General features: G+C 70.0%; 15 protein-coding genes. 10 read left to right on the top strand and 5 right to left on the bottom strand.

The window, feature by feature from the left end:
- The first annotated feature begins 55 nt into the window (after positions 1-55).
- The 6 genes from EV139_RS02645 to EV139_RS02670 all read left to right on the top strand — a co-directional run bounded on the left by EV139_RS02645 (position 56) and on the right by EV139_RS02670 (position 9092).
- Positions 56-1711 (top strand): amidohydrolase, encoded by a 1656-nt coding sequence (locus EV139_RS02645; RefSeq protein WP_130452742.1) that lies wholly within the window; start codon positions 56-58, stop codon positions 1709-1711.
- Positions 1712-1798: 87 nt separating this feature from the next.
- The gene (locus EV139_RS02650) at positions 1799-3445 is read left to right on the top strand and encodes an ABC transporter substrate-binding protein (RefSeq protein ID WP_130452743.1); all 1647 of its coding nucleotides are present in this window, start codon (positions 1799-1801) and stop codon (positions 3443-3445) included.
- Positions 3446-3508: 63 nt separating this feature from the next.
- Positions 3509-4465, top strand: coding sequence for an ABC transporter permease (locus EV139_RS02655; protein ID WP_130452744.1), 957 nt, complete (start codon positions 3509-3511; stop codon positions 4463-4465).
- Complete coding sequence (locus EV139_RS02660) at positions 4462-5328, top strand: ABC transporter permease (protein WP_130452745.1); 867 nt, start codon at positions 4462-4464, stop codon at positions 5326-5328. Before EV139_RS02655 ends, EV139_RS02660 begins: the two co-directional genes overlap by 4 nt.
- Entirely contained in the window at positions 5325-7001 is a 1677-nt protein-coding gene (locus EV139_RS02665) for a dipeptide ABC transporter ATP-binding protein (protein WP_130452746.1), read from the top strand. The genes EV139_RS02660 and EV139_RS02665 overlap by 4 nt, the downstream gene beginning before the upstream one ends.
- A 960-nt stretch (positions 7002-7961) precedes the next feature.
- Positions 7962-9092, top strand: a complete 1131-nt coding sequence (locus tag EV139_RS02670) for a hypothetical protein (protein WP_130452747.1) — start codon at positions 7962-7964, stop codon at positions 9090-9092.
- A gap of 131 nt (positions 9093-9223) precedes the next feature.
- Here the strand turns inward: EV139_RS02670 and EV139_RS02675 are convergent, their stop codons facing one another.
- The gene (locus EV139_RS02675) at positions 9224-11008 is read right to left on the bottom strand and encodes a thiamine pyrophosphate-binding protein (RefSeq protein WP_130452748.1); all 1785 of its coding nucleotides are present in this window, start codon (positions 11006-11008) and stop codon (positions 9224-9226) included.
- A gap of 177 nt (positions 11009-11185) precedes the next feature.
- The gene (locus EV139_RS02680; RefSeq protein WP_130452749.1) at positions 11186-11905 is read right to left on the bottom strand and encodes an IclR family transcriptional regulator; all 720 of its coding nucleotides are present in this window, start codon (positions 11903-11905) and stop codon (positions 11186-11188) included.
- Between the two features lie 140 nt (positions 11906-12045).
- Here EV139_RS02680 and EV139_RS02685 point away from each other — a divergent pair, with 140 nt between their 5' ends.
- Positions 12046-13950, top strand: a complete 1905-nt coding sequence (locus EV139_RS02685) for an FAD-dependent monooxygenase (protein WP_130452750.1) — start codon at positions 12046-12048, stop codon at positions 13948-13950.
- Positions 13951-14092: 142 nt separating this feature from the next.
- Here the strand turns inward: EV139_RS02685 and EV139_RS02690 are convergent, their stop codons facing one another.
- Positions 14093-15451, bottom strand: coding sequence for an NAD-dependent succinate-semialdehyde dehydrogenase (locus EV139_RS02690; RefSeq protein WP_130452751.1), 1359 nt, complete (start codon positions 15449-15451; stop codon positions 14093-14095).
- A 392-nt stretch (positions 15452-15843) separates the two neighbouring features.
- Here EV139_RS02690 and EV139_RS02695 point away from each other — a divergent pair, with 392 nt between their 5' ends.
- From EV139_RS02695 to EV139_RS02705, 3 genes are all read left to right on the top strand, one after another.
- The gene (locus tag EV139_RS02695; protein WP_130452752.1) at positions 15844-17364 is read left to right on the top strand and encodes an APC family permease; all 1521 of its coding nucleotides are present in this window, start codon (positions 15844-15846) and stop codon (positions 17362-17364) included.
- 195 nt (positions 17365-17559) lie between these two features.
- Positions 17560-17916: a putative antibiotic biosynthesis monooxygenase gene (locus tag EV139_RS02700; protein WP_130452753.1), complete on the top strand. Its 357-nt coding sequence runs from the start codon at positions 17560-17562 to the stop codon at positions 17914-17916.
- Entirely contained in the window at positions 17909-19297 is a 1389-nt protein-coding gene (locus EV139_RS02705) for a flavin monoamine oxidase family protein (RefSeq protein ID WP_130452754.1), read from the top strand. Before EV139_RS02700 ends, EV139_RS02705 begins: the two co-directional genes overlap by 8 nt.
- A 123-nt stretch (positions 19298-19420) precedes the next feature.
- Here the strand turns inward: EV139_RS02705 and EV139_RS02710 are convergent, their stop codons facing one another.
- Both EV139_RS02710 and EV139_RS02715 read right to left on the bottom strand, forming a co-directional pair.
- Positions 19421-20479 (bottom strand): DUF4349 domain-containing protein, encoded by a 1059-nt coding sequence (locus tag EV139_RS02710; RefSeq protein ID WP_130452755.1) that lies wholly within the window; start codon positions 20477-20479, stop codon positions 19421-19423.
- A 77-nt stretch (positions 20480-20556) separates the two neighbouring features.
- Positions 20557-21786 carry an MFS transporter gene (locus tag EV139_RS02715; protein WP_130452756.1) on the bottom strand — a complete coding sequence of 410 codons (1230 nt, stop codon included), beginning with the start codon at positions 21784-21786 and terminating at the stop codon, positions 20557-20559.
- Positions 21787-21889: the final 103 nt, after the last annotated feature.

Here is a 21889-nt window from a genome sequence, read left to right on the forward strand (position 1 = left end):
GCGCTCTTCGAATACGCTCCAACTCAGCCCGATTCAGAGACGAACGAGGAGCGAGATGGCAAGCGAAATACTGTTCACCGGAGGCGCGGTGTTCACCGGAAGCGGCGAACCGAGCTCCGGGGTTGCCGTGGCGGTCTCGGCCGGCCGCATCGACGCCGTGGTGCCCGAGGCGGAGGCCGGATCGTTCGTCGGGGCGGACACGCGGATCGTGGATCTCGCGGGGGCCCTGCTCAGCCCGGGCTTCCAGGACGCGCACATTCACCCGATCAGCGGCGGCGTCGAATCGCTGCAGTGCGACCTGACGCAGTCGCGCGACGCCGCCGACGCCGTGCGCCGCATCGCCAGCTATGCCGCGGCCAACCCCGATGAGCCGTGGATCCTCGGCGGGGGCTGGTCGATGGACCACTTCCCGGGCGGCGCGCCGCTCCGCGGGCTCATCGACGCAGTGGTCCCGGATCGCCCGGTGCTGCTCATGAGTCGGGACCACCACAGCAGCTGGGCGAACACCGCCGCGATTACGCTCGCCGGAATCGACGCCGCGACGCCCGATCCGGCCGACGGCCGCATCGAGCGCGAGGCCAGCGGCGCGGCGGCCGGGACCTTCCATGAGGGAGCGGGGGACCTGTTCGCGGCGGTGAAGCCCGAGGCCTCGGCCGAGCTCATCTACCGCGGGCTGTTGCGCGCGCAGGAGGATCTCATCGCGCTCGGCATTACCGGCTGGCAAGACGCCTGGGTCGGCGCCGACGGGCCGGGGGCCGGCACCATTGAGGCGTACGAGCGCGCGCTCGCGGAGGGCACGCTCCGCGTACACGTGGTCGGAGCCCAGTGGTGGGAGCGGGACCGCGGGCTCGAACAGCTCGCCGAGAAGATCGCGCACCGTGACGCGCGGCTCGCGAGCGGCACAGCCGAGCGCTTCGAACTCGGCACGGTCAAAGTGATGGTCGATGGCGTCGCCGAGAACCACACCGCGTCGATGCTGGAGCCCTACCGCGACGCGCACGGCCACGACACCCACAACCACGGCATCTCCTTCATCGACGCGCAGACGCTGCGCGAGGCTGTGCGGCAGATCGACGCCGCCGGGATGCAGGTCCACTTCCACGCGCTCGGTGACCGGGCGGTGCGTGACGCGCTCGACGCGGTCGCGGGGGCCCGAGCCGCCAACGGCGCGAGCGACGGCCGCCATCACCTCGCCCACCTGCAGGTGGTCGCCGAGGCAGACGCCGGCCGGTTCGCCAGCGTCGATGCGGTCGCGAACCTGCAGATGCTGTGGGCTACGCACGAGGAGCAGCTCGACACGCTCACGCTGCCGTTTCTGCAGGCGAGCGCGGCAGCGCGACAGTACCCGTTCGGCGACCTCGCCCGCGGCGGCGCGCGACTCGCCGCCGGCAGCGACTGGCCGGTGTCCACTGCCGATCCGCTCGCGGCAATCCACGTCGGCGTCACGCGGCAGGGCGGCGACCCCGCCGCGGAACCACTGGGCGGTGCGCACCAGCGGCTGACGCTCGCCGCGGCCCTCGCGGCCTACACCTCGGGCTCCGCGTACGTGAACCACCGGGACCACGACACCGGCTCGATTCGGGAGGGCTACCTCGCAAACCTGGTGGTGATCGAACCGAACCCGTTCGAGCTGGATCCGGCCGAGCTGCACCGCGCCCGGGTCCGCGAAACCTGGATCGACGGCGTCGCCGTCTACGAGCGCACCGAGTAGCACCGTCGCGGACGTGCCCGCCGCGCCCGCACACCCCGACCGCCCAGCGGTTCAACTGACACGCACCACACGCAAGGGAGAACACCGATGTTCGCTGTCTTCACGCGCCGCCGCGGCGGCGCCCTGCTCGCGGGCCTGGCGGTCGCCGGCCTCGCGCTCACCGGCTGCTCGGCGCAGGGCGACGGCGCCGCCGCCGGCACCCCGCTCGACTGGGAGCTCACCGACCAGACGGCCGCGCCGTCGGGCGACATCGACCAGATCACCTGGGCGAGCTACTCGGAACCGTACTCGCTCGACTACGCGTACGCGTTCGACTACGCCGATAACCAGGTGCTCGCGAACGTCTGCGAGTCGTTGCTGCGGCTCAACCCGGACTTCACGCTCACGCCCGGGCTCGCGGAGTCATTCGCCAATCCCACGCCCACCACCTGGGTGTACCAGATCCGCGAGGGGGTGAAGTTCCACGACGGGACCGAGCTCACGGCGGCCGACGCGGTCGCTTCGATGTCGCGCCACCTCGACCCCGAGGTGGGGTCGTCCTGGTACAGCGTGTATCAGAACGTCGCCAGCATCGAGCAGACCGGCGACCGCGAGGTGACGGTCACCACGACGATCCCTGATTCGCAGTTCAATCTCGGCATGGGCGGCGCCGCAGGCGTGATTGAGTCGGCCGCAACCCTCGCGGAGCTCGGCGCCGACTACGGCAACTCGACCGGCGGCGTCAACTGCACGGGCCCCATGCAGTTCGAATCCTGGAAGTCGGGCGAGAAGCTCGAGCTCTCGCGGTTCGCCGACTACTGGGATCCCGAGCTCGCTGCCCACTCGGAGACGTTCAGTTTCGTGTTCATGGGCGACGCGACGGCGCGCACCAACGCGCTGAAGTCGGGCGAGGTCGACGGTACGTGGCTGCTGCCGATGGACGCCGCGAAGAGCATCCAGGACGCGGGGACCGGCGACGTCCTCTTTGGAATGAACACCTCGGTCTCGAACCTCGTGGTCTCAAACCTCGAGGGCCCGCTGGGCGACGTGCGCGTGCGCAAGGCCCTGCTCATGGCGATCGACCGCGAGGGGATCCTGCAGGCGATGAACAGCGGGGTGGGCGAGGTCACCGACGTGCACACCACCCGCTCCGTGTGGGGCGAGTCGGATCCGGCCGCCACGGAGGCGGCGTTCGCCGACATCGAGGAGTACCCGTTCGACGTCGCTGCCGCAAAGCAGCTCGTCGAGGAGGCCGGCGCGACGGGGGAGCAGCTCACTCTCGTGACCGCGCCGATCAGCCAGGACTTCGCGATCGTCTCTCAGGCGACGGCCGCGGCGGCGAAGGCGATCGGGCTCGACGTGACGATCGACACCGTCACGCCGTCCGCGTACACCGCACTGTTCTCGGACCCGAGCGCCCGCGAGGGCGTCGACCTCTTCTACACGATCTGGTACCTCTCGAGCCCCGACCCGCTTGAAATGTACGGGGTGCTTCGCACGGACGAGTTCAGCAACTACGGCAACTGGTCGAACCCGGACTTCGACGCGCTCGTCACCGAGGCCGTCTCCACGATGGACCCGATCGAGCGCAGTACGCTCACCGCGCAGGCGCAGCAGATCGCAAACGCGGAGCTGCCGTGGCTGCCGCTCGCCGAGACGCCCACCGCGATGTTCATGGGGGAGCGGGTGACGGGGCTGTCGCCCTCGATTAGCTACCTCTACTTCCCCTGGGCCGCGACGCTCGGCGCGCGCTAACCACTCGCCTCAGTTGGGAGGCGGGCGCGCCCGCCTCCCAACGCCACGGTCTGGAGACCCACGATGACTTACGCGCGGCGCATCGCATCCAAACTGGGTGCGCTCCTGCTCACGCTGTTCCTAGCGTCCCTGCTGGTGTTTTTCTCGCGCTTCATGGTGCCGGGCGACCCCGTCAGCTTCCTGCTGCGGGGCCGCAAGCCCAGCCCGGAAGCGATCGCAGCGGTGACCGAGCAGTTCGGCCTCAACCTGCCCCCGTGGCAGCAGTACGTGAACTGGGTGCTCGGTATCTTCCGCGGTGACTTCGGTCGCTCGCTCCAGTATCGGCAAGACGTCGCCAGCGTGATCGGGGACCGGCTCCCCGTCACGCTCGGGCTCGTGGTGCTCGCGGCACTCATGATCGCGATCGTGGGGGTCTCCGGCGGCGTCATCGCCGCCCTCAACCGCGGCAAGCTCGCAGACCGCGCGATGCTGATCTTCCTCACTGTGCTCGGGGCGATCCCCTCGTTCGTCGGCTCGATCGTGCTCATCGCCGTGTTCGCCGTGACGCTCGGGTGGTTCCCCACGTTCGGATCCGGCACCGGCTTCTGGGACACGATCTACCACCTCTTCCTCCCGGCGCTCGCGCTCGCAATCGCGTTCGTGGTGCTCGTGGGCAAGGTGACCCGCTCCTCGATGGTCGAGCAGATCGGGCGCGAGCACGTCGAAGTTGCCACCAGCCGCGGCCTCAAGCGCGGCACCGTGATCCGGCGCCACGTGTTCCGCAACGCGATCGGCCCGATCGTCACCGTGAGCGGTCTGCTCGTCGCTGGCCTCCTCGTGGCCAGCACGATCGTGGAGTCGGCGTTCGGTATCTCCGGGCTCGGCTCGCTGCTCGTGCAATCGGTCGACCGCCTCGATTTCCCCGTCGTGCAGATGATCGTGCTGTTCGTCGTGGCCGCGTTCGTCGTGGTCAACGCGATCGTCGACCTGCTCGAACCCCTGATCGACCCACGTGCCGCCGCAGGAGCTGATGCGCGATGACTGTCCCGAACCCCACCACAGCGGTGCGCGTCATGCGCGCCCCGCGCGCCCGCCGCTCGAGCTGGCTGTTTCTCGCGAGCGCGGCCGTGCTCGCCGCGGTGACGCTCGCCGCCGCGTTCGCGCCGTTCGTGGCGCCCTACGACCCAGACGCCGTCGACTTCCTCGCGTTCAACGGCGGCCCCAGCGCCGCCCACTGGCTCGGCACCGACGGCCTCGGCCGCGACATCCTGAGCCGCATGATCTGGGGCGCGCGCACCGCGCTGCTCGGCCCGCTGCTCGTGGTGATCTTCTCGACGGTGGTCGGGATCCTGCTCGGCCTCCTCGCTGGGTGGCGCGGCGGCTGGATCGACGCCGTCCTCGGCCGGGCCTTCGACGTGGTCTTCGCGTTCCCCGCGCTGCTGATCGCCATCATGGCCGTCGCGCTGTTCGGCAAGGGGCTCGTCGCACCCGTGATCGCCATGAGCCTCGCCTACGCGCCCTACGTCGCTAGGCTCACGCGGTCGCTCATCACCGCCGAGCGCAACCGACCGTACGTCGCCGCCTACCGCGTCCAAGGGTTCGGCGGCGCGTGGATCGCGCTGCGCCGCGTGCTGCCGAACGTGTTTCCCATCGTGGGCGCGCAGTCGACGCTCAACTTCGGGTACGTGCTCGCCGAGCTCGCAGGACTCTCATTCCTCGGACTTGGAGTGCAGGCCCCGGCGGCCGACTGGGGTGCCATGATCAACGAGGCGCAGCCCGGCATCGCTGGCGGGCACTTCCTCCCGGCCGTCGTGCCGGCCGTCGCCGTCGTGATCGTGGTGGTCGCGGTCAACATCATCGGCGAGGAACTGTCGGAACGAATCGGAGGGGGTGTGTCAGCATGACACTGCTCAACATCAACGAACTGACGCTCGACCTCCCCACGGGGAAACGCCTGCTCGACGGCATCTCGATCCGGGTCGCCGAGGGTGAGACGGTCGGCCTGGTCGGCGAATCGGGATCCGGGAAATCGCTCACCGCGCGCTCGGTGCTCGGCCTGCTGCCCGACGGCGCGACGACCGCCGGGAGCGTCACCATCGACGGGCACGAGGTGCTGCGCGCCACACAGCCCGAGCTCCTCGGGGTGCGCCGCACTAGCGCGGCGATGATCTTCCAGGATCCGCGCGCCGGCATCAACCCCATGCGCACGATCGGCGACCACATGACCGAGGCGCTGCGGTTCTGCCACGGCGTATCGGCGAGCGCCGCGCGCGAGACCGCAGTCTCCCTGCTCCGCGCCGTCCGGCTGCCGCGGCCCGAGGACCACCTCGGCCAGTACCCGCACGAGTTCTCGGGTGGCATGCTGCAGCGCGTCATGATCGCCGGGGCGCTCACCAGCTCGCCCAAGCTGCTCATCTGCGACGAGCCCACCACCGCGCTCGACGTCACCACGCAGGCCGAGATCATCCAGGTGCTGCAGGAGCAGCGGGCCGCGCGGGGCATGGGCATGCTGTTCATCACCCACGACCTCAACCTCGCCGCGTCGATCTGCGACCGCGTATACGTGATGAGCGGCGGGCAGCTCGTCGAGCAGGGCGGCGCGCGGCAGATCTTCACGGCACCCGAGGCCGAGTACACCAAGCGCCTGATCGCCGCGACGCCGAGCGTCGAGGTGGGCGGGGGCGTGGCTGCTGCTGCTGGTGCTGGTGTGGGACCCGTGGCCGGGGGTGTGGCTGCTGGTGCTGCTGTGGCTGAGGCACCCGCGGCCGGTGCGGCTGCGCCGGGCGGGGCTGCTGGCGGGCCGATGGTCTCGGTCGTGGCACTCTCGAAGACCTACCACCCGCGCGGCCGCGAGGCAGTGCACGCCGTGCGTGACGCGGCGCTCACGATTCCGCGCGGGGGCTCGCTCGGGGTGGTGGGGGAGTCCGGATCCGGCAAGTCGACGCTCGCGCGCTTGATCATCGGGCTCGAACGGGCGGACGCGGGGGAGATCCGGATCGCCGGCCGCGAGCGGACCGCCCCGCCGAAGGACCGCACCGAGCGGCTTGAACGGGCGCGAAGCGTGCAGATGGTGTTCCAGGATCCGTACCTGTCGCTTGACCCGCGCATCCCCGTCGGCCGCGCCGTCGAGGACACGCTGCGCTTGCACACCGGGCTCGACGCCGCCGCGGCGCAGCGTCGCGTGCTCGAGCTGCTCGCGTCGGTCGGGCTCCGCGAGGAGCACGCGACGGCGCGGCCGCGCACGCTGTCTGGCGGGCAGCGGCAGCGCGTGGCGATCGCGCGGGCGCTGGCGGTCGAACCCGACCTCCTCGTCATGGACGAGGCGACCAGCGCGCTGGACGTCTCCGTGCAGGCACAGGTGCTCGACCTCCTCGCGCGGGTGCGCGAGGAGCGGGGGATCACGATCCTGTTCATCAGCCACGACCTCGGCGTGGTGCGGCGGGTGTGCGACGAGACCGTCGTGATGCGGCGCGGCGAGATCGTGGAGGCCGGCCCCACGGAGGTGCTGCTCGGCAGCCCTCAGCACGAGTACACCCGCGCGCTGATCGACTCGGTGCCCCGGCCCGCCTGGGCGTAGCGGGGCGGGGTGGGGCGTGGCGCGTGCGCTCGCGCCGCCCCGGTGTCGCGGCGTCGGGGTGTCGGGGTGTCGCCCCCGGCGCCGGCCCTGGCCCTGGCCCCGCCGCCCCGGCCCCTGTCACTGCTGCTGCTGCTGCTGCTGCTGCTGCTGCTGTCCCTGCCGCCCTAGCCGACGAGCGTGCGGCTTCGTCGCGAGTGTGCGGCTTCGCGACCGCAGCGAAGCCGCACACTCGTGCGTGGATCCTCCACTCGTGCCCCTGCCAGCGCCCGGCCGCGCCAGCGTTCGCCCGCGCGCGCCAGCTCCCGGCCGCCCCCGCCCCCGCCCCCGCCCCCGCCCCCGCCCCCGCGCCAGCCCCCGGCACCGCCTCCGCGCCCGCCCACTCGATGGTGCGACGCGATCCCGAGCTCGTGCTCTTTTAGATCTCCCTCCCCTCCCCCCCCCGACGAGTGTGCGGCTCCGTCGCGAGCGTGCGGCTTCGCGACCGCAGCGAAGCCGCACCTTCGTGCGCGGATCCTCCACTCGTGCCCCTGCCAGCGCTCGCGTCAGCGCCAGCTGCCCGCCCCCGCCCCGCCCGCGCGGTGCCGGGGCGTCAGCCCCGCTGCCACGATCCCGAACTCGTGTTCTTTTGGATTCCTCCCTCCCCCCCCGACGAGTGTGCGGCTCCGTCGCGAGTGTGCGGCTTTGCGACCGCAGTGAAGCCGCACGCTCGTGCGCGGATCCTCCACTCGTGCCCCTGCCAACGCTCGCCAGCGCCCGGCCGCGCCAGCGCCCGGCCGCCCGCCCGCACCCGCGCCAGCCCCCCCCCGGCACCGCCTCCGCGCCCGCCCACTCGGTGGTGCGACGCGATCCTCGGACGACGCGCGCCCTCCACAGGCGTGGTGCGCCGGCCGAGATCTCCGAGTTATCCAGAATCCGCCGACCGGGCGGTTTCCGAGGACCCGCCGCGGCGAGAATTTCCCCATGAATCTCGAACAGCGACTCAGCCATATCTCACCCAGCGTTGTGCACGCCAGCACACTGTCGCCCACGGAAAAGAACTGGCGAGAGTTGGCCGGCAACCACGCTTCGCGCCAGGGAGCCAACCCGCCGAGCCACATCCGGCTCCGGCGGGGCTGGTATACCCCCGCCGAGGCCTGGGCCGCTGCTGCGCCAGAGGAACGCCAGCTCGCGGCCATCGTGGCGTCCACGCGGAGCGAGTGGGCGCCACCGGTCTATTCGCATCGCTCAGCAGCGACCCTGCTCGGCCTCCCCGCCTGGTCTCACTGGATGGTGTCCGAGCGACCCCGCGGTCCCAACCGCGCAGGGGTGCGGCGGCCGGGACCTGGGGTGCCGCGCGAGCTCACCGTGCACATCACGGTGCCGGTCGGGGCGCACGGAACCGGGTCGAGATACGTCGTCAGACACCGGAATCGACTCTCACCCACCGAGTGCGTGCGAATCGCCGGGGTACACCTCACGGGCTGGGAACGAACACTGTTCGACCTCGCGCGCACTGAGCCGTTCGTCGTTGCGCTCGCGTGCGCCGACGCGGCCCTCCGTGCGGAGGTGCGGTCCGGACGCGGCGGGCGGCAGATCGACGCCACAGCCTGGGAAGCCTGGCGTGCTCGTCTCCTGGATCGTGCGGAACGTCTGCCCCGAGGGCGCGGCATTGCCGCGGTTCGGGCGCTCGCCGAGCTCGCGGATCCGAGAGCCGACTCCCCGCTCGAAAGCGTCAGCCGGCTGCGCGCGCTGCAACTCGGGATCGAGGTTGAACCGCAGGCAGAGGTCCTCGCAGAGGACGGCGGGAGCCTCTTCGTGGATCTCCTCATGCGCGAGTACGGAGTGTTTGGCGAGTGCGACGGCAAGTCGAAGTACACGGATCCAGCGCTTCGGGGTGGGCAGAGCGCCGCGGAAATTGTGTACGCCGAGAAGCGTCGCCACGATTGGATCGCGGGCACTCAGCGTTGGCGGGGCGTGCGCTGGGGCGCGGCCGAGGTCACCACCTCCGCCGCGTTCGCGCGATTCCTCACCGCGCATGGCGTGCCGGTTCCAGGGAAGCCCGCCCGGCGGCATAGTCCGAGCACCGCGCGAGTGCTCGCCCACGCGGGGTAGCGAAGTGCGTGCGGGTCGCCAGCGCGTCGCCGGGGTGCACCTCGGCGACGCGCCTACCGACCTCGACCCCGTCCCCGTCCCAGGACACGCGGGACGCAGGAGAGGAGGATCAGTATGAACTCACCGGCAGTTTAGGCCTCGGGAACGTCGAGCCCGTTGACGCGCTGGATCTCGCGCTGGTACTCGGCGACCACGCTGCGAGAGACGCGGCAGTCGAGCAGAATCGTTCCCTTCGCGCCAGCGGCGGTCCACGCGCCGAGCGCGTCGAGGTCGCTCAGCGACTCAACGCGCACGCCCTGCGCGCCGAGCGCGGACGCGACCCCGGCGAAGTCGACGTCGGGGATGAGCATGGGGCCCTCGTCGAGGCCCATGACCCCGTAGAGGTGCACCTCTGCGCCGTAGGCGCCGTCGTTCCACACCACGATCACAGAGCTTGGGGACGTGCGGATTGCGGTCTCAAGGTCGGCGAGAGCCATGAGGCCGCCACCGTCGCCCGTGCTCAGCACCGTGGTCGTGCCCGGGGCCGCGGCGGCGACGCCGGCGACGGTCGGGAAGCCGAGCCCGATGGTCTGGTAGGCGGTGCCCACCATCACCATGCGCTCTGGTGAGGCGACCGGCCAGTACATGTTCGCCCAGCCGATGAAGTGCCCGCCATCGGTGGTGACGTGGCGGCTCGCGGGGAGCTGCTCGCCAATGCGCACGGCGACCGCGCGCGGGTCGAGCCTGCCGTCGCCGCAGACGCCGTCCGGGTGCTCGGCGAGCCCGTCCGCGCGCACGCGGAGCTCGCCGCCCGCCTCCAGGCCAGCGACGCGCGTGCGCCAGCCGGCGGTGCGCGGGATAGCGGTCTCGAGCGGGCCGAGCATCGCCGTGAGCGTCGCGCGCGCGTCGCCCTGCAGCAGCAGGTGCGTGATCGGCTCGTTCGACTTCGGAGCAGCCACCTGCTCGTTATCGATCCGGATCACGGTGGTCCCCGCGCCGAAAAGATCGCCGAAGCGCATCGTGAACTGGTTGAGCGCGGCGCCCACGACGAGCACCACATCCGCCTTCGCGATCGTCTCCATCGCGGGGATTTGCCCGAACCCGCCGGTCACACCGAGGTCGTACTGCTCGGCAGGGAAGATGCCGCGGCCCAGCGCGGTCGTGGAGGTCAGCGCCCCGAGGGCCTCGGCCACGCGGCCGAGCTCGGTGCCGGCCCCCGAGACGTGAGCGCCCCGGCCCGCGATGATGTGTGGACGCTCGGCCTCCAGGAGCGCGCGCACCGCCGCCTGCAGCTGGTGGGCCGGGAGACCAGCGATCTGGTCCGGCTCAGCGGGCTCCGGGGCGGGGATCGCGGTGTCGGCGACCGACGCGCTCAGCGCGGCGAGCACCGCCGGGTCGTTGAGGTCGATCCCGGCGGCTGCTGCGGCCGGCTCCGGGAGCACCGCGGGGGCGTTTACCAGGTCGTAGGGGATGCCGAGCACCACGGGCCGCCGGAATCGCATCGCGTACGAGACCGCCCGCTCGACGGTGCGGTCGATGTTCGTGACGGAGAGCATGTGGGTGCGGACGCCGAGCGCCGCGGCGAGCATCTCCTGGTCGACGTCCCAGGGGCGGGGGCCGGAGCTCGGTGCGTCGCCCACGACAACGAGCATTGGGGTGCGAGCCTGCGTGGCCTCGGCGAGCGCGGTGAGCGTGTTCGTGAACCCGGCGCCGTACGTCGTCGTCGCGATCGCGAGCTTGCCGCTGACTCGCGAGTATGCGTCGGCGGCGGCGACCGTGCCGGCTTCGTGCCGCACGGCGGTATACGAGACGCCGGCCGCAGTGAGGTTATCAATCAGGTGTGCGTTGCCGTTGCCCATGAGGCCAAAACTGTGCTCGGCGTGCCGGGCGAGCGCCTCGGCGAGGGTGCGGGTAAGCGTTGCGGGGGGAGTGGACATCACAGATCCTTGTGCAAAAAATGAGTGGATTGGGAACCGTGTATGTCTCGCCGCGGCACCAGTGCCGCGGCAGCAGCGCCCCTTTTTCGCGCGCCTTAGCCGGCCGGGTCGGAGAAACTCCCAACCGGGCTGGACTGTTCCATCTTAGTGGGTGCCGCCGCGCCGGAAGGAAGGGGGCTATCGGTAGTTTTGTGCGATCTGGTCCGCAGTCGCCTGCAGCGCGGAGACGACGCTCTCGATCGAATCAGGGAGGTTGAAGTGGACCACGGCGATCGCAGCGGGCGGCTCGCCCTCGAGCCGCAGGGGGACGGCGATCGCGGTGACCCCGTCGATGACCTCGTTGCGGCTGACCGCGTAGCCATCGCCCTGCGCCAGCGCCGCCGCCTCGCTGAGCGCGGTGTCGCCGAAGGCCGCGATGCGCTCGGCCGCGGTGAGGCTCGACTCGATCGCGTGGCCGGGGGCGCCGCGGTCCACGGGGTGCCGCACTCCCGGGTTGCGCGCGATCGTCGCGGACACGTTCGACGGTTCGACGGACACGAGCGTCACGACCTCGTCGGCGTCGAGCACCGTAATGAAGGCGGTCATCCCGAGCGCGTACGCCAGCTCGGACACCGGGTGCATCGCCGCGGTGTGCAGCACCGGCGCGACGCCGCGCGCGAGCACGGTGAGTTTGGGGCCGAGCCGAATCTTCCCGGCCGGGTCTCGGGCGACGAAGCGGTGCTGCTCCAGGGTGCGCAGGATCCGGTACGCGTTCGACCGGTGCACGCCGAGGCCATCGGCGAGCTCGGTGATGGTGAGGGGAGTCTCCGCTTCGGCGAGGAGCTCGAGCGCGCGCAGGCCGCGCGAGAGGGTCTGGGAGCCGGCCGCCGGGGCGCTGGGCTCTCGTGTCGAGGTCATACGCTCCATTCTGGCGGATACTGGTGCCGACTGATGTTGTGCGAACGCGCGCCGCGGTTTATCCTGAGTGTGCGATATTCAAACTTTGCGTTCAAATAACGAACGCAACCGGGAATGAGCCCGGCAAGTGAGGAGAAACAGTGCAGTTCCACCACCACGGATACGTCTCGACCGACCCTCGAGTTCAGCCCGCCGCAGGTATCGGCCTGGATCGTCCGGAGGATCTTCCCGGCGAAATTGATGTGCTGATCGTTGGCTCGGGGCCCGCGGGCATCGTCGCCGCTGCACAGCTCGCGCAGTTCCCCAACGTCGTGACCCGGCTGGTCGAGCGCCGGGACGGGCGCCTCGTGCTGGGGCAGGCCGACGGGATCCAGGCGCGCAGCGTCGAGACGTTCCAGGCGTTTGGGTTTGCGCAGCAGATCATTCAGGAGGCCTACCAGATCACGGAGACCAGTTTCTGGAGTCCGGATCCTGCGCACCCCGAGAACATTGTGCGCAGTTCCGTCACCCCGGACGATCCGAACGGGATCAGCGAGTTTCCGCACCTGATCGTGAACCAGGCCCGGGTGATTGACTACTTCGCCGAGTACGCCCGCCGCGCACCCGCGCGCGGCGACGTTGACTACGGCTACGAGTTCGTCGACCTCGAGGTCGGCGAGGGCGAGTACCCGGTCTCGGTGACGCTGCGCAAGGTGACGGGGCAGACGGGCGCCGGGATCAACGCGGCGGCCACGGCCGACGCGGCGCAGGGCGACACGGTCGTGGTGCGCGCCAAGTACGTGATCGGCGCCGACGGCGCGAGCTCGAAGGTGCGTCGCTCGATCGGTGGCTCGCTCTCCGGCGACCAGGCGTTCCACGCTTGGGGAGTCATGGACGTGCTCGCGGTCACCGACTTCCCGGACATCCGCAAGAAGTGCATCATCCACTCCGAGGCCGGCAGTATCCTGCACATTCCCCGCGAGGGGAACCACCTCGCACGCATCTACGTGGACCTCGGTGAGGTTGACGAGCACGACGGCGGCAAGGTGCGCAACACTCCGCTCGAGGACGTGATCGCGCAGGCAAACGCGATCATGCACCCGTACACGCTCGACGTGCGCAACGTCGCCTGGAACAGCGTCTACGAGGTGGCCCACCGCCTCACGGACCGCTTCGACGACGCAGAAACCTCGCCAGACGGCAAGCAGCGCGTCTTCCTCATGGGCGATGCCTGCCACACGCACAGCGCGAAGGCCGGGCAGGGGATGAACGTGTCGATGCAGGACGGCTGGAACCTCGGCTGGAAGCTCGGGTACGTGCTTGAGGGCCGGAGCCCGGAGTCGCTGCTGCAGACCTACTCGGACGAGCGCCGCGTCACCGCGAAGAACCTGATCGACTTCGACAAGGAGTGGTCGACGCTGATGGCGAAGAAGCCCGAGGAGTTCGATTCGCCGTCGCAGCTCGAGGAGTTCTACGTGCAGACCGCGGAGTTCCCGGCCGGCTTCATGACCGAGTACACGGAGTCGGTGCTCACGGGAGGCGCCGAGCACCAGGCTCTCGCCGCCGGATTCCCGATCGGGAAGCGCTTCAAGTCGGTGTCCACCACGCGCGTCGCCGATGCGGTTGACGTGCACCTCGGCCACCACCACCGAGCCGACGGCCGGTTCCGCGTGTACGCCTTCGCAGACGCCTCGGGGGAGCAGCTCGACCGCTGGGCCGAGTGGCTGCTCGCCAACACCGCGTCGCCGCTGCAGCGGTTCACACCGCTGGGTGAGGATATCGACTCGATCTTCGACGTGAAGGCAGTGTTCCAGCAGGAGCACCACGGTGTCGACATCTCACGGGTGTCGAAGCTGTTCCTCCCGCAGTCGGGGCCGTTCAAGATGATCGACTACGAGAAGATCTACGCGGCAAAGCCCGACGTCGACATCTTCGACGAGCGCCAGATCAGCCGCGACGGCGCCGTGGTGATCGTGCGCCCGGACCAGTATGTGTCGGCGGTCCTGCCGCTCAGCGCGCCCGAGGCGGTCGCGGCCTTCTTCGAACCGCTGTTCGTGACTCCGTAGCACCGCACGCGGGAGCACCGCACGCGGGAGCACCGCACCGGCGGTGCTCCCGCGCTCGCGGCAGGTCCGCACACGCGCGAAGGGCCCGGATCCATGCGGATCCGGGCCCTTCGACTATGCGCGGGGTCGCCCCCGCTGCGGCTTACTTCGCAGCGAAGCGGAAGAGCTTCTTGTTTGCGAACTCAAGCATGCCGACGCGGCCGAGCTCGCGCCCGTAGCCCGACTTCTTCACGCCGCCGAAGGGCACGTCAGCGCCCTCAAGGCCAGCGCCGCCGATGAAGACCATGCCCACGTCGAGCTGGTTGCCCACCTGCTCGGCGCGGTCGAGGTCGTCGCAGATCACGACGGAGCCCAGGCCGTAGGGCGAGGAGTTGGCGAGCTGGATCGCCTCGTCGTCGCTCGACACCTTGTAGAGCTGCGCAACCGGGCCGAAGAGCTCCTGGCTGTACACGTCCATCGACGGGGTGATGTTGGTGATCACCGACGGGGTGTAGAGGTTGCCCTCGGGCGTGTTGTCGCCCACGAGCACCTCGGCGCCCTGATCGATCGCGCTCTTCACCTGTGCGGCGAGGTTCTTGGTGGCTGCCTCAGACGACATGGGACCGAAGTCGCCCGCCTCGTAGGACTGGCCGGCGATCGCAGCCTTGAACTTCTCGCTGAACTCGTCGAAGTACTTGTCCATGACGACGATGCGCTTCGAGCCGTTGCAGGCCTGGCCGGTGTTCTCCATGCGCCCGCCAACCGCGTGCTCAACCGCGTGGTCGAGATCGTCGGTGTCGAGGACCAGGAACACGTCGGAGCCGCCGAGCTCGAGCACGCACTTCTTGAGTGCGCTGCCGGCCTGGGCTGCGACGATGGCGCCGGCGCGCTCCGAACCAGTGAGCGAGACGCCCTGGATCCGGTCGTCAGCGATGATGTCGGCGATCTGGTCGTGCGTCGCGAAGACGTTGACGTAGGCGCCCTTGGGGAAACCGGCGTCGAGGAACAGCTGCTCGAGTGCGAGTGCGGACTCGGGGCACTGCGCCGCGTGCTTCAGCACGATCGTGTTGCCGAGGATCAGGTTGGGCACCGCGAAGCGCGCGACCTGGTAGTACGGGTAGTTCCACGGCATGATGCCGAGGATCACGCCGGTGCCCTGGAAGCGGAAGAAGCTCTTCAGGCCGTCTTCGACCTCGAGCTCCTCGTCTGCGAGCCACTTCTCTGCGTTCTTCGCGAATGCAGCGGTGATGGCGCCCGAGAACTCTGCTTCGCCGATCGACTGATCGAGCGGCTTGCCCATCTCGCGGTTGATGATCGCGCCAAGCTCGTCCTTGCGCTCGTCGAAGAGCTCGGCTGCGCGCTGTGCGAGCGCGGCGCGCTCGGCGACGGTCGTCTTGCGCGCCCAGTCGGTGTAGGCCTGCTGTGCCGCGGCCAGTGAGGCCTCGATCTCCTCCGGGGTCGCGTCGGGGTATTCGGCGACGGTCTCGCCCGTAGCCGGGTTAATGACGGCAAACGTGCTCATAAATGACTCACTCCTTAGTGACTTCGTCGGGGATAGTGACGCCTTCCAGTCTCCCACACTGGCGTGATCGGCACTAGCTCGGCACGCGCCGAATTCGCGCTGATCCACCCGGACTATGCTGCCGATATCGACACTGTCTGGGGCAAAAGGCTGCGAAATCCGTTGCATGTGAGTGGGATCGGTGGCGCGCAGCAGCGGTTATGAGCGGCGCCAGTGCGACCGCTGGGAGGGTCCTGGGTGGCGCGCTCCCGCGCTCGGCGCCGCGCGGCGGACGCGAATCGTCAGGCGCCGCCGCGATGGTGCAGAATGTCAGTGAGCATGACAATGTCGTTTTGGCATGCGCGTGAGGTCCCCAGCGCACGGCGACGCCGCCGGAATCGAGATGAACTGCAATGACGAAGCACACACTGCCAAACGCCACGGAAACGGGGCACATCCACGTGGGGAAGGGCCTCAACGAGGGGGCGCTCGGCGTCGTGGGCTCGACGATCATCGGGCTCGCGTCCACCGCGCCGCTCTACTCGCTCGCCGCCACCCTCGGGTACGTGATCCTCGCAGTGGGGGCGCAGGCCCCGCTCGTGTTCATCGTTGCGTGCATCCCGATGGTGTTCGCCGCGTTCGCGTACCAGGAACTCAACCGGGAGATGCCCGACTGCGGCACGACGTTCGTGTGGGGGACGAAGGCCTTCGGTCCGGTCACCGGGTGGATCGGTGGCTGGGCCGTCGCGGTCGCGTCGATCATGGTGCTCGCGAACGTCGGTGAGATCACCGGCAAGTATTTCTGGCTCTTGCTCGGCAACCAGGAGTTTGCCGACAATCGGGCAATCGTGATCGGCACCTCGGTCGTGTTCATGGCGATCATGACCTTCATCAGCACGATCGGCGTGCAGATCGGCGAGCGGCTGCAGATGGTGCTCGTGGGGCTCCAGATCGTGGCGATGGTGCTGTTCGGCGTGCTCGCGCTCGTGCACGCGGCGGACGGCAGCAACGCCGGCTCGGTCGCGTTCGACTGGAACTGGTTCAACCCCGCGCAGCTCACCTCCTGGTCAGGTTTCATGGAGGCGGTGCTGCTCGCGCTGTTCATCTACTGGGGCTGGGACACGTGTCTCGCCCTCAACGAGGAGACGAAGAACCCGCGCAAGACCCCCGGCCGCGCCGCGCTTTCGAGCATTGTTGTGCTGATCGTGCTCTACGTTGGCGTCTCGGTCGCGGTGATGATGTTCGCGGGCTTCGGCGACACCGGCTTCGGCCTCACCAACGAGGCGAACCTCGACGACGTGTTTACCGTGCTCGGCGGGGCGCTCTTCGGGCCGTGGGGCTGGTTCCTGCTGCTCGGCGTGCTGCTCTCGGCCGCGTCGTCGACTCAGACCACTATCCTGCCGACCGCGCGCGGCACGCTCTCCATGGCGGTCTACCGGGCACTCCCCGCGAAGTTCGCGGAGCTGCACCCCAAGTTCAAGACGCCGTGGTTCTCAACCACGGTGATGGGGATCGCGGCAATCATCTACTACGTCGGCATGTCGCTGCTGTCCGAAGACATGCTCGCAGACTCGCTCACCTCGATGGGGCTCGCGGTCGCACTGTACTACGCGATCACCTCGTTTGCCTGCGTCTGGTACTTCCGCGACACCCTGCGCGACAGCGCGCGCAACCTCTGGATGCGGGGGATCCTGCCGGCGCTCGGCGGACTGCTGCTCGGGTACGCGTTCGTGCAGTCCGCGATCGACATGATCAGTGTGGACTACAGCTACACCGTGCTGTTCGGCGTGGGCGGCGCCTTCGTGATCGGCGTCGGAGCGATCCTGATCGGCTTCGTGTTCATGGGGCTGTGGTGGTTGCGGCCGAGCTCGCGGCCGTTCTTCCGCGGCGAGAGCCTGAATCGCGAAACCGAGGTGCTCGTCCCCGACGAGTAGGCCGTGATGCTGCGCGCTGCTCACCCCGGTGAGCGACGCGCGGCCCGCCTCCCCGCGACGCCGATCGCGGCCCGGTGCCCGGCGACGCCCCGCGGCCCGTCGCCCCGGCCGCCGAAACTCAACGGTCACACACCCGTTACGGCCGCGGCCGGGTGCTGAAACCTCGGCGATACTGTGCGGTGCTGAACTTGCGGCATGAGGATCTCAACGGGCCCGGTGCGTTGGAAGCAGGTGTGCGCGGTGTGGCTGGGAATGCTGCCCGTCAACATCACGACCTCGTGGATGATCACCACACTCCCGTGGTGGGGCGACGTGGCGCTGCCCGCGCGCTCCCTGCTCGTGGTGAGCATCATGGCGCCGCTGATGACGTGCATCATGATGCCGTTCGTGACGCGCGTGCTGAAGCCCTGGCTGCTGCGCCACCCGGGCCGCGCCAGGCACGAGCGTTGCCTGTGCGAAGCCCTCGACCGCCTCGCAGAATCGGTGCCGGATCAGCCTGGCGCGGGAACCGCCCGGGTGCCGGCCGGCCGCATATCCTGGGAGAATGAGTAGCGCAGACGGTCCCGCCGAGACGCAGACCCCGGCAGATGCCCCGAGCCCCGAGACGGCCGACACGATCGTTGTGGGGGCCGGCGTAGCCGGACTCACCGCGGCGCGGCTGCTCGCCCTGGCCGGCCAGCGCGTGATCGTGCTCGAAGCCCGGGATCGGATCGGCGGACGCCTGCACACCGAGCGTTTGGACGGCCGCACCACCGACCTCGGCGCATCCTGGATCCACGGCATCACCGAGAGCCCCGTGCACGAGGTGACCCGCGCCCTCGGCATGCGGGACGTCGAGTTTACAATGGGGAGCTTCCAGGCCGGCGGCCGGCCGGTGGCGTACTACGGGCCGGCGGGGGAGCGGCTGAGCCAGGCCGCCGCCGACGCGTTTATCGCGGACGTCGCCGCCTGCGATGCACTGCTCCCCGAGGTGATTGCCGCGCTCCCGAGCGGTGCCTCGTACGCTGATGCGGCCGAGGCCGCGCTCACCCGCCTCGGGTGGGCCGAGGAGCGCGCAGAGCGCGTCCGCGAGTACCTGCGGCACCGCACGGAGGAACAGTACGGCGCGTGGATCGCGGATCTCGACGCCCACGGGCTCGACGACGACGAGACCGAGGGCGACGAGGTGGTCTTCCCAGACGGCTACGATCGCCTTGCCGCGGGCATTGCCGCCGGTCTCGACGTGCGCCTCAGCACCGCTGTGACCCGGCTCGTCTGGTCCGAGCGCGGGGTTGAAGCGACCGCCGGCGGCGCCACGTTCTCGGCGGCCCGTGCGGTGGTGACCGTGCCGGTCGGCGTACTCAAGGCCGGGACGCTCGCCATCGAGCCGGCGCTCCCCGAGCCGGTCGCCGGCGCGCTCGATCGGCTCGAGATGAACGCCTTTGAGAAGATCTTCCTGCGGTTCCCCGAGCGGTTTTGGGACGAGGACGTCTATGCAATTCGCCGGCAGGGTGAGGCGGGTGCCTGGTGGCACTCCTGGTACGACCTCACCGCGCTGCACGGCGAACCGACGCTGCTCACGTTCGCGGCCGGGCCCTGCGCCCGTGAGATCCGCGGCTGGGACGACGCCCGCGTGGTTGCTTCGGTACTCGACGCGCTGCGCGAACTCTACGGCGACGCCGTTCCCGAGCCCACCGCCGCGCACCTCACCCACTGGCAGGACGACGAGCGGTCGCGCGGCTCGTACGCGTACATGACGCTCGGCTCGCTGCCCGAGGATCACACGCTGCTCGCCACTCCGATCGGCGGGGTGCTGCACCTCGCCGGAGAGGCGACCTGGCAGGACGACCCGGCGACGATCACTGCGGCACTGTGCTCCGGGCATCGCGCCGCGGAACGGATCCTCGGCGCGAGCGTGCCCATCGCGTCCGTCGTCTCCGCCTTGCCCGCCTAGCGGGCGACCGGCCACCGGCGACCGCGTTACCGGCGACCGCGTGGCGGGCGGCCGCGCCGCAGGGGACGCCGCCGCAGCGGACCCCGGAGCGAGCAACCGCGAGTATCCGACCGGCCCCGCGGGCTATTGACGGGGTTCCGGCGTCCTGTCGGTCGGGGGCGTCGTGACACTGTCGGCCGCCGCCGGGCCAGTCTCGCCGCCGGGTTCCGGATCCGGGGTCGGGGTCTGACCCGGATCCGGCGTCGGCGTCGAATCGGATGCGGGATCTGTCGTGCTGCTCGCGGTGACGGGCCCGCGCCGGGCGCGCCGCGTTCGCGTGGCGCGGACGATCCAGACGATCGCGCCAGCGATCATCCCGGCGAGCACGAGCCAGGGGAGCAAGATGCCGAGCACCACGACGGCCCCGCTTGCGGCGGCCCCGAGCGACGCGATGCCCGCACCGAGACCGTCCCAGAACGTGGTGGGCCCACCGCCGGGGAGCACGCTCGGCGTGGTGAGTGAGACCCAGATCGTGGCTTCGTCGACGCTGCCCTCGAGCGACGTGAGCTGCGCCCGCAGGCCGTCGAGCTCCTGCTGCCGGTCGGACAGCGCGGCTTCCGCCTCGATGAGGTCGCTCGTGGACGTAGCGCCGTCGATCAGCTTCGTGAGGCGCTCCACCGACGCCTCAAGCGCCGTGACGCGCGCCTGCAGGTCCACGTGCTCAGTGGTCACGTCGGTGGCAGACCTGCTCTGGGAGACGACCGTGCCGACCTCGCTGAGCCGCGTCAGCGCGACGTCGAGCGAGTCTGCCGGCACGCGCAGTGAGAGGGTGGCGCTCGCTGGGGAAGTGCCGGTCGCGGCCTCCGTGAGCTGCGACTCGACCGAACCACCGAGCTCGACGGTGATCTGCGCCGCCTGATCCGACGCCGCCCCGACGTCTGAGACGGTGAGGGACAGGTCTCCCGTGCGGATGACCGAGCGGTCCACGACGCCCTCCCTGCCGGGGGCGTCAAGCTGCTCCGTGAACTGGGATCCAGCCTCGGCCCCACCCGCCACATCCGGCAGCGCCGCGCCCGCGTCCACGGGGCCGCTTGAGTTACTGCTGCTGGCGCCGAGCGGGCCGGTGAGTGCGGAACACGCTGAGAGCGGTGCGAGCAGCAGGGCGCTCGCTGCGGCAACGGCGAGGGTGCGGCGTCGGTTCATGAAATGACCATAGCGCGGCGAACGCGCGGCGAACCACCTGAATATTCTGCGACTCTCCTGAACGCGCTGCGCCCGGCCTAGTTGAGCGGGATCGTGACGGTGCCGGTCTCGGGCGGCGGTTCGGCGGTGCGGCCGCGCAGATCCGGGATCCAGCGGATCGTGCCCAGGGCCACGAGGGCGCAGATCGCGAGCAGCGCCGAGGACACGACGATCGCGCCGTGCGCGCCGGCGACGTCGATCGCGATCCCCGCGAGTGCGGATCCGCTCGCCACGCCCACGAGCTGACCGGTGCCGACCCAGCCGAACGACTCGGCGGTCTCCGAGAACTTGACCGTGGAGCTGACGATGCTCGAGATCGCGGCGAATGCCGGTGCGGTGCCGAGCCCGCCGAGGAAGAGGACGGCCCCCAGCCACCAGATGTTGAGGCTCACCAGGCAGGCGAGGGTGCCCGCGAGGACCACGAGGATGCGCAGCAGCAGCGACCAGGGGCTCAGCTCGCGGTGGCCAATGAGGAGGCCACCCACCAGTGAGCCGCCGGCGAAGAGTGCCAGCACGATTCCCGACTCCATGCTGCCGTGCCCGCTCCCGCCCGCGGACCCGGCGAATGCCGCGACGATCCCGGCCTCGATCGCGGCGAACGAGGCCACGAAGAAGAAGCCGACGACCGTGGAGATCACCACGGTGGGGTGGCGCAGCACAGCACCAAACCCGCGCTTCGAAGGGGGCAGCTGCACCTTGCCGATCGCGGGGCTCAGAATGAACCAGGCGCCGCCGAGGATCATGAAGCTCGCCGCGACGAACAGGCCGGCGGTGGTGCCGAACTGCGAGGTGACGAACACCGCGACGACCGGGCCGAGCACCCAGATGAGCTCCTGAGCCGCGGCGTCGAGCGAGAACAGCGCCGAGAGCTGCTTGCCGGGAACCAGCCTGGGGTAGAGGGTGCGCACGGCGGGGGTCACGGGCGGTGTGGAGAGGCCCACCAGGAGGGCGAGGCCGGCCACGATGTAGAGCGGCAGATGCACCACCGCGATCGTGAAGAGCAGGCTCGCGCAGACGAGCGAAGTGACGGCGAGCACGGGGCGCATGCCCACGCGCCCCATGAGCCGGCTGCTCATCGGCCCGGAGATCGCCTGGCCCACGCTCTGCGTGGCGAGCACGAGGCCCGCGGACGTGTAGTCGCCGTATGCCTGCTGGATATGCAGCAGCAGGATGATCGAGAGCATCCCAAACGGGAATCGGGCCGTGAGCTGCGAGATCAGAACCCGAAATACACCCGGGTTGCGACCCAGCTCCCGATAAATGCCCATCAGACGAGTATAGGGCCGAATTCGCACGAAAGGCGATGGTCTTGCTTCGGATTCGTGGGACTGAATTGTGTGAAACTGCGGATTTCGTGGCGTGATCTGCGGT

It is taken from the genome of Leucobacter luti (assembly GCF_004217175.1).
Classification (GTDB): domain Bacteria; phylum Actinomycetota; class Actinomycetes; order Actinomycetales; family Microbacteriaceae; genus Leucobacter; species Leucobacter luti.

Coding starts and splice junctions, on each gene's coding strand:
- EV139_RS02645 (WP_130452742.1), top strand. CDS start 56: ATGGCAAGCGAAATACTGTTCACCGGAGGCGCGGTGTTCACCGGAAGC.
- EV139_RS02650 (WP_130452743.1), top strand. CDS start 1,799: ATGTTCGCTGTCTTCACGCGCCGCCGCGGCGGCGCCCTGCTCGCGGGC.
- EV139_RS02655 (WP_130452744.1), top strand. CDS start 3,509: ATGACTTACGCGCGGCGCATCGCATCCAAACTGGGTGCGCTCCTGCTC.
- EV139_RS02660 (WP_130452745.1), top strand. CDS start 4,462: ATGACTGTCCCGAACCCCACCACAGCGGTGCGCGTCATGCGCGCCCCG.
- EV139_RS02665 (WP_130452746.1), top strand. CDS start 5,325: ATGACACTGCTCAACATCAACGAACTGACGCTCGACCTCCCCACGGGG.
- EV139_RS02670 (WP_130452747.1), top strand. CDS start 7,962: ATGAATCTCGAACAGCGACTCAGCCATATCTCACCCAGCGTTGTGCAC.
- EV139_RS02675 (WP_130452748.1), bottom strand. CDS start 11,008: ATGTCCACTCCCCCCGCAACGCTTACCCGCACCCTCGCCGAGGCGCTC.
- EV139_RS02680 (WP_130452749.1), bottom strand. CDS start 11,905: ATGACCTCGACACGAGAGCCCAGCGCCCCGGCGGCCGGCTCCCAGACC.
- EV139_RS02690 (WP_130452751.1), bottom strand. CDS start 15,451: ATGAGCACGTTTGCCGTCATTAACCCGGCTACGGGCGAGACCGTCGCC.
- EV139_RS02695 (WP_130452752.1), top strand. CDS start 15,844: ATGACGAAGCACACACTGCCAAACGCCACGGAAACGGGGCACATCCAC.
- EV139_RS02700 (WP_130452753.1), top strand. CDS start 17,560: ATGAGGATCTCAACGGGCCCGGTGCGTTGGAAGCAGGTGTGCGCGGTG.
- EV139_RS02705 (WP_130452754.1), top strand. CDS start 17,909: ATGAGTAGCGCAGACGGTCCCGCCGAGACGCAGACCCCGGCAGATGCC.
- EV139_RS02710 (WP_130452755.1), bottom strand. CDS start 20,479: ATGAACCGACGCCGCACCCTCGCCGTTGCCGCAGCGAGCGCCCTGCTG.
- EV139_RS02715 (WP_130452756.1), bottom strand. CDS start 21,786: ATGGGCATTTATCGGGAGCTGGGTCGCAACCCGGGTGTATTTCGGGTT.